This window comes from Marinococcus sp. LNHM4E3-1, assembly GCF_056034405.1.
On the sequence record NZ_JBQLID010000001.1, the window covers coordinates 31220 to 42835 of the forward strand.

Here is an 11616-nt window from a genome sequence, read left to right on the forward strand (position 1 = left end):
GGAGCCTGAAATAAACAATTGAATAAACAGGAGGGGATCGTATGGGACAAGAGGCGGAATCAGCATGGAACTTCGAAGACTTTGGCAAAGTACTGAAAGATGAACCACTGGCGAAGCATACGACTTGGAAAATCGGTGGGCCGGCGGACTGGCTGGTGGAGCCGACAAGCGTGAAAGAACTGGAAAACGCCATGAAATGGATTCAGGAGGAAAACCTTCCATGGCGTGCCATCGGCCGTGGATCAAATCTGCTGGTGGATGATGAGGGGATTGAAGGCGTAGTAATAAAATTTGGCACGAAGCTTGCCAATATGGAAAACGATAACGGTATAGTCACGGTGGAAGCGGGCTATCCATTAGTCCGGCTCGCTACGATTTTAAGCCGGGACGGATACGGAGGCATGGAGTTTGCCGGGGGCATTCCGGGGAGTGTCGGTGGCGCAGTATTTATGAATGCAGGCGCCCACGGCTCTGACATGTCAAAGGTGTTAATAGAAGCGTTAATTTTATTTCCGGATGGAACAATGGAATGGATTCTTAATGAAGAAATGGGATTTGCTTACCGCACCTCCAGGCTCCAGTCGGATAAAGGGATATGTGTTGCTGCCAGGCTCAAGCTTGAGCAGGGGGAAAAAGACGTCATCTTTAAAGAAATGCAGGAATACAAACAGTACAGAAGAGAGACGCAGCCCTGGGCGCACCCCTGTGCCGGCAGCGTGTTCCGGAATCCTCTGCCTGACCACGCCGGTGAGCTTATAGAAAACCTCGGCTTAAAAGGTCACGTGATCGGCGGGGCGCAGATATCAGAGCTTCATGCAAACTTTATTGTTAACACAGGGGAAGCCAAAGCATCTGATGTGCTGGCATTAATTGAAAAAGCCCGTTCCTCCGTGAAAGAAGCTTACGGCATTGAGCTTGAAACCGAAGTGGAAATTGTAAACAAAAGATCAGCCGACAGCTGATAAGCGGGGAAACAGAGGAGGACTGCGGTGTGAGAAAGCCGAATGATGGCAAACTGGTCTCGCTCGAAGAGCATCACCCCAGTTTAAAGGAGCAGCGCCGGCAAAAATCGCGGCGCCGGCTGTTTATCTATCTGGCTGTATTTTTTGTATTGATCGGACTGGTAATCTATTTTCAATCTCCGTTAAGTCATATCCGCAGTATTGAAGCGAGCGGAGCCCAATTCACAGAAAAACAGGTTATTAAAGAAGAAAGCGGGGCCCAGATCGGAACAAATATCTGGGAAATGGACAGAAGCGTGATTAAAAATAATGTAGAGAAGCTGCCGGAAATTCAAGAAGCAGAGGTGACGAGGTCGTGGCCGGCGACGGTAAACATTGAGGTTACTGAGTATGAAAAAGTTGCTTATACGCAGGTTGAAGGCGCTTATGCCCCGGTGCTTGAGAACGGCTATGAGCTTACAGATAACGTAAGCAGCGAACTTCCGGCAGATGCGCCGCTTCTGCAGAATTTTGAGAAAGAAGAAAGACTTGAAGCGTTCGCAGAGGAACTTGGGAATTTAGGTGAAGGGGTGACCAACCGGATTTCAGAAGTATATTTCGATCCTTCTGAAAATGAGGAGGATAATATCACTCTTTACATGAACGACGGTCTTGAGGTCCGCAGTTCTGTATCTGGATTCTCGGAGTATATGGGCTCGTATCCATCCATTGCAAGAAATATTGATCCCAGCCAAAACGGGGTGCTTTATATGATGAGGGCGCCTTATTTTGAAGCAGCAGAGCCGGAGGAAGGCTCTGGGGAAGAAATGGAAGGCACGCAGGAAATGCCTGAGGAAAGCTTCATTGAAGGAAATGATACTCCTGAAGGGGCAGAAAACGGAACTTCTGATACAGAAGAAAACGATAGCGCCAATGGAACTGACCAATAAAAGAATGAATATTGTTTGAAAATTGCCTTTTCCATTGAAGATAGTTGTTGTAGACTGAAAAGAAGGCGTATTTTTCTTAACCTAAACAAAAATACTGCCGCATATTATTAATGGAAGCGCAACCGGAAAAATTCTGGTGCGTATGGAAATATAAAGCGCAAAACAACTGTAAAACCGAAACGAAAATAGATCTATAAGGGGGTGCCCAACCTTGAACAGTGAAAATTTGTATGTCAGTCTTGATGTCGGCACATCGTCTGTCCGAGCGATTATCGGAGATATGAGTGGTGGTGCCTTGAAAATTATCGGAGTCGGCCGGGCGCCGTCTATCGGCATGAGAAAAGGTGCGATCGTCGATATCGATGAAACGGTTAAAGCGATTAAAGAGGCCGTGGACCAGGCGGAACGAATGGTTGATTTAGAAGTAAAGCAGGTCATTGTAGGAATTAATGGTAATCAGGTGGAAATGCGGGCGTGTAATGGAATAGTGGCCGTATCAAGCACCGATCGTGAAATTCAGGATGAGGATGTAGAAAGAGTAATCGATGCGGCACATGTGATGAGTATTCCTCCCGACAGAGAAATTATTGATATTATTCCAGCCCAGTTTATTGTAGACGGAATGGATGGAATTAAAGATCCGCGCGGCATGCTCGGTACTCGTCTGGAGATGGAAGGCACTATTATTACAGGAGCTAAAACCGCTTTACATAACCTACTACGCTGTGTGGAGCGAGCAGGACTGGAAATTGCAGACATTGTTCTTCAGCCGTTGGCTTCAGGGAGTGTAGCTGTTTCAAAGGACGAGCGTTCTCTTGGAGTAGCCTTAATTGATATTGGCGGCGGCTCGACGACGGTTTCTGTATTCCAGGAAGGCCAGCTGCAGACAATGTCCTTTCTTCCGATTGGCGGCAGTCATATATCAAACGATATTTCTGTCGGTATCAGAACGACCGCTGAAGAGGCCGAGCGCCTGAAGCTCGAGCATGGCCATGCCTTTATTGATGATGCTTCTGATGATTTGTCATTTTCCATTCAGACGCTTGGAAATAATGATCAGAAAAAATTCACGCAGCTCGAACTGGCAGAAATTATTGAACCGAGAATGGAAGAGATTCTTACATTAGTGCAGCAGGAAATCAACCGTATGGGTTATCATGATCTTCCGGGCGGGTATGTATTAACCGGAGGTGCGGTCATGATGCCGGGGACGCTCGAGCTTGCCCAGGACATTTGGAAGCAGCACGTCCGTCTTGCAATGCCGGACTACATCGGCGTACGTGAACCTACGTATACAGCCAGTATTGGCTTGATTGAATTTGCATATAAAAGCATGAAGGTTCATAGTGGAGAGGAGTCCGTTGTAGCAGCGGGCCGCTCTGAGAAGTATGCAGAATCAGACCGCCCGGCTTCAGCAGGAGAAGCTAATTACCGTAATGGTTCAAACACGCGCCAGCAAAACCGGACGAAAGAAAAAGATCCGGAGGAGCCTGGATTTAAAGAGCGTATGCGAAGCGTATTTAAATCTTTCTTTGAATAAGTAACGAAGGATAAAACGACTATATAGGAGGACCACATATGTTGGAATTTGAAATGGATATGGACCAGCTAGCCCAGATTAAAGTCATCGGTGTCGGCGGTGGCGGTTCGAACGCTGTGAACCGTATGATTGAGAACGGTTTACAGGGAGTAGAATTTATTGCGGTAAACACAGACGCCCAGGCGCTGAAATTATCAGAAGCAGAAACAAAGCTTCAATTAGGCGGAAAGCTGACAAGAGGCCTGGGGGCTGGAGCAAACCCCGAAATTGGTAAAAAAGCTGCAGAAGAAAGCAAAGAGCAGCTCGAAGAAGCGCTGACCGGTGCTGATATGGTATTTATTACAGCCGGTATGGGCGGCGGCACAGGCACAGGTGCTGCTCCCGTTATTGCTGAAGTAGCCAAAGAAATTGGGGCACTTACCGTAGGCGTCGTTACACGCCCGTTTACATTTGAAGGTAAAAAGCGTGCGGTGCAGTCCTCCAACGGAATTTCTTCTTTAAAGGAAAAAGTGGATACGCTGATTGTTATTCCAAACGACCGTCTGCTTGAAATTGTGGATAAAAGCACACCGATGCTTGAAGCGTTCCGTGAAGCGGATAATGTTCTTCGCCAGGGCGTCCAGGGCATTAGTGACCTGATCGCGGTACCAGGGCTTATTAACCTTGACTTTGCCGACGTAAAAACGATCATGAGCGAAAAAGGATCTGCGTTGATGGGTATTGGTATATCCACCGGAGAAAACCGTGCTGTGGAAGCGGCGAAAAAAGCCATATCAAGTCCGCTTCTTGAAACGTCCGTGGAGGGCGCTCAGGGCGTGCTGATGAACATTACCGGCGGATCCAACCTGAGCCTGTTTGAAGTGCACGAAGCAGCTGAGATCGTATCTGAAGCGTCGGACACGGATGTTAATATGATCTTTGGCTCGGTTATTAACGAGAACCTGAAAGACGAAATCGTAGTTACAGTAATTGCTACAGGGTTTCAGGATAGTGAGGACCAGCGGAGTGCGCAGGGGACGCGCGGCGGAGGCCGCCAGACTGTTTCCCGTCAGCAGCCGACAAGACAGCAGGCGCCGCAGCAGCCACAACAGCCTGCGCCTCAGCAGGATTGGAAGGAAGAGCCTGTATCTGAAAACGAACCGTCCAGAGATGGACAGGAAGAAGATGAAGGACTCGATATTCCAACGTTCCTGCGCAACCGGCGCCGTCGTTAAGCGCGGGCAGGCGATAGAAGAAAAAAAGCGGGCCGGATACGGCCCGCTTTTCTTCGCTAAGGCTGAGGTAATCTATATGAAGCCGTATAATTGATCAATAAGCAGAAGGGTCGTGATGGCATGCAGCCTGAGCCGTTTCACCTTTTAACAAACGGCATTCTCGAGCTGGAAATGAACAGCAAAGCAGTGGCCGCCGGCTTTACCACAAGAGTAAACGGTTCGGGAAAGCCTCCCTACGAGAGTCGTAACACAGCTTTTCATGTAGGGGAAGACAGGAATATAACGATAAACAACCGTATGATCACTGCCGAACATATCGGGCGGCCCCTTTCTACCTGGACTGCTGAAGAACAGGTGCACGGCAGCCGTATCGTAGAAGTCGGCCGCAATGACGCCGGCAAAGGAAGTGAGCAGAGGGAAACCTCTGTGGCAGAAGCTGACGGCATGATTACCCAATCAAAGGAAGTAACGCTTGTCAGTTTTTATGCTGACTGCGTTCCTCTGTTCTTTTATGCAGAAAACTCCGGGGTTGCAGGGCTCGCCCACGCAGGATGGAAAGGCACTGCAGCTGGCATCGGAGCTGGAATGATACGGGCTTTTGCAAATAAAGGCATCCCGCCTGAACAAATATATGCGGCCATTGGGCCGGCTATATCCGGATCTAATTATGAAGTGGATGAAACAGTTCTCTCAGCGCTTAAGAATCAACAGGATTTTTCCAGCGGAAAGCCGTGGGTCCAAAAGGCAAACGGGCGGTACGCGCTTGATTTAAAAACAGCCAATAAACTCCTGCTTGAACAGGCAGGCCTGCCGCCTGAACGTATTGCTGTCAGCGGTTACTGTACTTATGCTGAAGAAAAACTGTTTTTCTCCCACCGTCGTGAGAACGGGAAAACTGGACGAATGATGAGTTATATCTATATTATATAGACAGGGAGGATGCTGCACTTTGAACACGGTGGAATCCAACTGGAAAGTGATAAAGCGTAACATCAGCCTCGCCTGTGAAACATCCGGCCGGGACCCGGAGGATGTGACATGCATTGCTGTTACAAAGTACGTGTCTCCGGAGCGGGCGGTAGAGGCAGTAGAAGCCGGAATAACCAATTTGGGGGAAAACCGTGTGGAAGGAGCTCTTGAAAAATACGAAGCTGTTTCCGGACGGGCGGATATTCATTTTATCGGCACCCTGCAGTCAAAAAAAGCGAAAAAGATTATCGGCAAGTGTGCATACATTCATTCGCTGGACCGCTGGAGCCTGGCAGAGGAAATCAATAAACGCTCTGGGGAAACAGTCACCGAATGCTTTGTGCAGGTGAATGTCTCCGGGGAAGAGAGCAAAGCAGGGCTTGGGCTTCAGGAAGTGGAGCCGTTTATCGAATCACTGGTGAAACTTCCCGGCCTTCGGATCGTAGGATTAATGACACTCGCTCCATTTGAAGAGGACGCTGAAAAAACCCGCCCGGTTTTTCGGCAGATGAATGAGATGCGCAGGCGTATCCAGGAAAAAAACTGGGCGCATGCTCCCTGCGGTTATTTGTCCATGGGAATGTCCAACGATTATATGGTAGCTGTTGAGGAAGGCGCTACTCATATTCGTCTCGGTACTTCGCTTGTAGGTGAATAAAAGAATCCGGCGTTAAGTAACAAAACAGCTGGTATCTCTGTGTAAAAAGGAGAGGAGAAGATGAGTTTGCGTTCGAAGTTCCGGCGTTTTTTTGAAATGGACGACGATGTGGTCGAACAGGAGGTTCCTCTTTCTGAAGAAGAACAATATGCCCAGTATGAAAACAGGCAGGGGGCAGCGCCGAGCAACGTGGTGAGCCTGCAGAGTGTACAGAAGTCCTCGAAGGTGATGCTTTTAGAGCCGCGCAGCTACGAAGAAGTGCAGGATATCGCCGATCACCTGTGCAGCCGGAAAGCAGTGATCATTAATCTGCAGCGGGTGCCAAAGGAGCAGGGGCGGCGTATCGTTGATTTTTTAAGCGGTACTGTCTATGCCATCGGCGGGGACATTCAGAAGGTTGGCAGCCACATCTTTTTCTGCGCACCTGACAATGTGGATATTTCTGGAGCTATTACAGATATTATGTCCGAACGGGATGAACATTATTAGACAGAAAGGAGAGAGATTATGCAGCTTATAGGTTCTTTGCTGATTAGTTTAATCAGTATTTACCGGATTGTGTTAATTGTATATATTTTCATGTCCTGGTTCCCGAACGCGAGAGAATCTACGATCGGCCAGTTTATCGGTTCGATCTGTGAACCGTATTTGGAGCCATTCCGCCGATTTATTCCGCCGCTCGGCCCGCTTGATATTTCGCCGATTGTGGCAATCATCGTACTCTTTTTTGCAGAATCCGGCATCCGGGCGCTGTTTTTCAATGCCGGGGCGTTGTTCTAATTGAGGTGAATACAACATGAATATGCTCGAACACTTCCGGCCGGAAGAAAGAGCCTGGGTGGAACAGGCATCAGACTGGAAAGAAGCAGTGGAAACAAACTTCGAAAGACGGCTGACCGATTTTCTTGATCCGCGGGAGCGGGATATTTTAGCGTCAGTCATCGGAAAAGATGAAACTGTCCATTATGCTTTTGCCGGGGGAAACGATGATGCTGAGCGAAAGCGGGCGCTGATTTATCCGTTTTACGAACAGCCGGAGCAGGAGGATTTTCAGCTGATATTGTTTGAAATATCCTATCCGCAGAAATTCGCTTCTCTTGAACACAAGGATGTTCTCGGGGCCCTGATGGGCATCGGGTTAAAACGGGAGAAGTTCGGTGATATTCTGGAAGGGGAAGGATGCTTTCAATTCGTAGCAGCTGCCGAAGTCCGCAGCTATATTGAGCTGAACCTTCCCAAAATCGCCAACGTTTCCGTAACGCCGGTGGAAAAACCGTTTTCCGCTATGCTGCCGATAGAAGAGCAGTGGGTGGAACGCGAAACGACGGTTTCTTCGCTTCGGCTTGATACATTTATGGCAGAAGCATACCGGCTTTCAAGAAGCAAAACGCTCCCATTCATAGAAAAAGCGAAGGTGCGCGTGAACTGGAAAAAGGTCGACCAGTCCTCCTATATGCTGCGCCCCGGGGATTATGTTTCGGTACGCGGGCTTGGCCGCTCCAAATTGATGGAGGTGCTCGGACGCACGAAAAAAGATAAGCAGCGGATTGTGTACGGAATTAAAGAGCAGAAAAGAAAGAAATAATTTTTTTTCTTTTGAAGGAAGGAACTGCCTTTTTCGCCGCGAATGCAGTAAAAGGCAGCAGGCTTTCGGGCCGGTATACATACTTGAATTGTAGAAAGGGTGAAAGACTTTGCCTTTAACACCACTGGATATTCATAATAAGGAATTCACAAGAGGTTTCCGGGGATACGACGAAGATGAAGTAAACGATTTTTTAAAGCAGCTCATTAAGGATTTTGAAGATGTGATTCGTGAACGTGACGAGCTGTATGACCGTACAAAAGAGCTCGAAGACCGGATTAATCATTTTTCAAGCATTGAAGAAACGCTGAACAAGTCGATTTATGTAGCCCAGGAATCGGCAGAAGAAGTACGGAAAAATGCCGAGAAGGAAGGGCAGCTGACGGTGAAGGAAGCGGAGAAAAATGCGGACCGGATTATCAACGATGCCCTGAACAAATCCCGCCGGATCGAGCTTGAAATTGAAGAATTGAAAAAGCAGGCTTCTGTTTACCAGACCAAATTTAAAATGCTGCTCGAAGCTCAGATGGAAATGCTTCATTCGGATGAATGGCTGAATCTTTCCGAGGAAGAACCGGCTGAGGCGGACGTTTATGCAGGCGACGGCGAACGTCTTGACTAACACCAGCAACTAGATTATACTTTTGCATTATCATATTCGATAAACGTTGAAGGGGAGCAGGCAGTAATGTACCGGTCTCAGCGATCTGCGGTTGGTGTAAGCGCAGAACCAGGGCATTTTTGTTATCACCCCGGAGTTCCTTAACTGAACAAAGCAGTAAGTTAAGGCGGCTTTGAAAAAGCCGTTATTGCCAATGAAGAGACAGGCAGGGAGCCGTATAGCCTCCTGCGCTCATCAGGGTGGTACCGCGAGTCATTCTCGCCCCTATGCACAGGGGCTCCGAATGGCTCTTTTTGTTGTAAGAAAAAAAGGAGGATGCGGAAATGAGTTACAAAGAATCGCTGTTAATGCCAAAAACCAAATTTCCAATGCGCGGCAATCTACCAAATAAAGAACCGGAACGCCAGAAAATGTGGAACGAGCAGGACATCTATGAGCAGGTGCAGGCCCGCACGGAAGGCCGCCCGCTGTTTGTGCTGCACGACGGACCTCCCTATGCCAACGGGGATATCCATATGGGGCACGCTCTGAATAAAGTACTCAAGGACTTTATCGTCCGCTATAAATCAATGACAGGCTACCATGCGCCGTACGTGCCGGGCTGGGATGTTCACGGGCTTCCGATAGAAACGGCGCTTTCGAAAAACAAAAAAGTCGACCGGAAAAAAATGACGACAGCTGAGTTCCGTGCCGCGTGTGAAGAATATGCGGAAAAACAAATTGACCGGCAGCGGGAGCAGTTTAAACGTCTCGGAGTAAGAGGCGATTGGGAGAACCCATATGTGACGATGCATCATGAATACGAAGCCCAGCAGATTCAGGTATTCGGCGAAATGGCCAAGCGCGGCCATATTTATAAAGGCAAAAAACCGGTCTACTGGTCGCCATCCTCGGAATCGGCCCTGGCAGAAGCAGAGATCGAATACCACGATATGCGCTCTCCGTCGATTTACGTGTCGTTTGCGGTTAAAGACGGCAAGGACGTTCTCGAGGGCGATGAAAAATTTATCATCTGGACGACGACTCCGTGGACGATCCCGGCAAACCTGGCGATCACTGTTCATCCAGAGCTTGACTACGTCGTCGTGAAGGCGAATGGAGAAAAGTATGTCGTAGCCGAAGGACTGCTCGAGGAGCTTGAACAAAAGCTTGAGTGGGACGGCTATGAGATTACAAAGCGCATGAAGGGCAGCGATCTGGAATACGTCATGGCCGAGCACCCTATTTACGGCCGGGATTCCCTCGTCATTCTCGGCGATCACGTAACGCTCGATGCAGGTACCGGCTGCGTGCACACAGCTCCGGGCCACGGGGAGGAAGACTTTGTGGTAGGACAGCAGTACGGTCTGGAAACACTTTGTCCCGTCGACGATAAAGGAGTATTTACCGACGAAGCCCCGGGCTTTGAAGGACTGTTTTACGATAAGGCGAATAAAGCGATTACGGATAACCTCGATCAGCTTGGGGCGCTTTTGCAGCTGAACTTCTTCAGCCACTCTTATCCGCATGACTGGAGAACGAAAAAGCCGGTGATTTACCGGGCGACTGACCAGTGGTTTGCATCGATCGAAAACATCCGGGGCGAGCTTTTAGACGAAATCAGCCAGGTGACATGGACTCCGGCATGGGGAGAAACGCGACTGTACAACATGGTGCGTGACCGGGGCGACTGGTGTATTTCAAGACAGCGTGCCTGGGGCGTGCCAATTCCGGTCTTTTATGCTGAGGACGGCGAAGCGCTTATTAACGATGAGACCATCCAGCACGTAGCCGAGCTGTTCCGCAGCCATGGCTCCAACGTATGGTTTGAGTGGGAGACAGCCGATCTGCTGCCGGAAGGCTTTACGTCGGAACACAGTCCAAACGGCATTTTTACAAGAGAAATGGATATTATGGACGTTTGGTTCGACAGCGGCTCGTCCCATCAGTCAGTGCTTGAGGCATCTCCGCTTCTGCAGCGTCCGGCTGATATGTATCTTGAAGGCTCCGATCAGTACCGCGGCTGGTTTAACTCTTCTCTTACAACAAGTGTTGCGGTTACCGGAAAAGCGCCGTACCGTTCCGTACTGAGCCACGGCTTTACGATGGACGGAGAAGGCAAAAAAATGAGCAAATCGCTTGGTAATACAATTTCGCCAAACGACATCACAAAGCAGCTCGGCGCAGATATTCTAAGGCTCTGGGTGTCGAGCGTCGACTATCAGGCGGATCACCGGCTGTCGGACAACATTTTAAAGCAGATTGCTGAAGCGTACCGCAAGATCCGTAACACGTTCCGGTTCATGCTCGGAAACCTGAGCGATTTTGATCCGGATAAGCACCGGGTTGAGCCGTCGGACTGGAGCGAGCTTGATCAATATATGCATCTGCGCCTGCAGGATTTGGTTGCAAAAATCCGTGCCGGCTATGAAGAATACCAGTTTGTGAACGTTTATCAAACGTTCCACAACTTCTGCACCGTGGATCTGAGTTCATTTTATCTTGATATCGCCAAGGACACCCTCTACGTCGAGCATGAAGACGATGTCCGCCGCCGGGCTGTGCAGACGGTGCTGTATGACACGTTAACAGCTCTTGTACAGATGATCGCACCGATCATTCCGCATACGGCCGAAGAGGTATGGGAATTCATCCCTCAAACAGAAGCTGACAGCGTACAGCTGACGGATATGCCGCAGGCGGACCGTTCGACAGAGGATGAAGAGCTCCGCAGGAAGTGGGATCGTCTCATGGATGTCCGGGACGATGTATTAAAGGCCCTTGAGACAGCGAGAGGAGAAAAAGTGATTGGCAAGTCGCTTGAAGCCTCGGTAGATATCTACGCAGACGGGGAAGTAAAGGATATGCTGCAGAGCGTAACCCGTTTAAAAACGCTATTTATTGTTTCGAAGGCAGAAATTGCCGGTTCAGCGTCAGAGGCCCCGGCGGAGGCAGCGAAGCTCGACGAAGTAAGCGTTGTTGTAGGAGCAGCGGAAGGTGAACGCTGCGAACGCTGCTGGGAAGTGACCGAAACGGTGGGAGAAGACCCGGCGTATCCGGATCTCTGTAGCCGCTGTGCCTCGGTCATGCATCAAAAAGAGAACGTCAGTCAGTCATAGCATGTGAGGAGCCCCTTTCCAGCAGGGGCTCTTTTTTTA

The 11616-nt window shown here is 49.3% G+C and carries 11 protein-coding genes and 1 other annotated feature; all 11 genes read left to right on the forward strand.

Annotated elements, in window-relative coordinates; all coding sequences use genetic code 11:
• The first annotated feature begins 41 nt into the window (after positions 1-41).
• The 11 genes from murB (at position 42) to ileS (ending at position 11577) form a co-directional block, all read left to right on the forward strand.
• The gene (gene murB / locus ACTRXI_RS00170) at positions 42-962 is read left to right on the forward strand and encodes a UDP-N-acetylmuramate dehydrogenase (protein ID WP_474260382.1); all 921 of its coding nucleotides are present in this window, start codon (positions 42-44) and stop codon (positions 960-962) included.
• Between the two features lie 29 nt (positions 963-991).
• Positions 992-1891: a cell division protein FtsQ/DivIB gene (locus ACTRXI_RS00175; protein WP_474260384.1), complete on the forward strand. Its 900-nt coding sequence runs from the start codon at positions 992-994 to the stop codon at positions 1889-1891.
• A 211-nt stretch (positions 1892-2102) separates the two neighbouring features.
• Complete coding sequence (gene ftsA, locus ACTRXI_RS00180; protein ID WP_322524604.1) at positions 2103-3431, forward strand: cell division protein FtsA; 1329 nt, start codon at positions 2103-2105, stop codon at positions 3429-3431.
• A 38-nt stretch (positions 3432-3469) separates the two neighbouring features.
• On the forward strand, positions 3470-4645 hold the full coding sequence (gene ftsZ / locus ACTRXI_RS00185; protein ID WP_091610216.1) for a cell division protein FtsZ: 1176 nt from the start codon (positions 3470-3472) through the stop codon (positions 4643-4645).
• A 90-nt stretch (positions 4646-4735) separates the two neighbouring features.
• Positions 4736-5575 carry a peptidoglycan editing factor PgeF gene (gene pgeF / locus ACTRXI_RS00190; RefSeq protein WP_474260386.1) on the forward strand — a complete coding sequence of 280 codons (840 nt, stop codon included), beginning with the start codon at positions 4736-4738 and terminating at the stop codon, positions 5573-5575.
• A gap of 19 nt (positions 5576-5594) precedes the next feature.
• The gene (locus ACTRXI_RS00195) at positions 5595-6272 is read left to right on the forward strand and encodes a YggS family pyridoxal phosphate-dependent enzyme (protein ID WP_474260388.1); all 678 of its coding nucleotides are present in this window, start codon (positions 5595-5597) and stop codon (positions 6270-6272) included.
• Positions 6273-6332: 60 nt separating this feature from the next.
• Positions 6333-6761 (forward strand): cell division protein SepF, encoded by a 429-nt coding sequence (locus ACTRXI_RS00200; RefSeq protein ID WP_474260390.1) that lies wholly within the window; start codon positions 6333-6335, stop codon positions 6759-6761.
• An 18-nt stretch (positions 6762-6779) separates the two neighbouring features.
• Complete coding sequence (locus ACTRXI_RS00205) at positions 6780-7052, forward strand: YggT family protein (protein WP_022792702.1); 273 nt, start codon at positions 6780-6782, stop codon at positions 7050-7052.
• A gap of 16 nt (positions 7053-7068) precedes the next feature.
• Positions 7069-7857, forward strand: coding sequence for a YlmH family RNA-binding protein (locus ACTRXI_RS00210; RefSeq protein ID WP_322524610.1), 789 nt, complete (start codon positions 7069-7071; stop codon positions 7855-7857).
• A 109-nt stretch (positions 7858-7966) separates the two neighbouring features.
• The gene (locus tag ACTRXI_RS00215) at positions 7967-8479 is read left to right on the forward strand and encodes a DivIVA domain-containing protein (protein ID WP_474260392.1); all 513 of its coding nucleotides are present in this window, start codon (positions 7967-7969) and stop codon (positions 8477-8479) included.
• A gap of 37 nt (positions 8480-8516) precedes the next feature.
• Positions 8517-8748: a binding site (T-box leader), on the forward strand.
• A 54-nt stretch (positions 8749-8802) separates the two neighbouring features.
• Entirely contained in the window at positions 8803-11577 is a 2775-nt protein-coding gene (gene ileS, locus ACTRXI_RS00220) for an isoleucine--tRNA ligase (RefSeq protein WP_474260394.1), read from the forward strand.
• Positions 11578-11616: the final 39 nt, after the last annotated feature.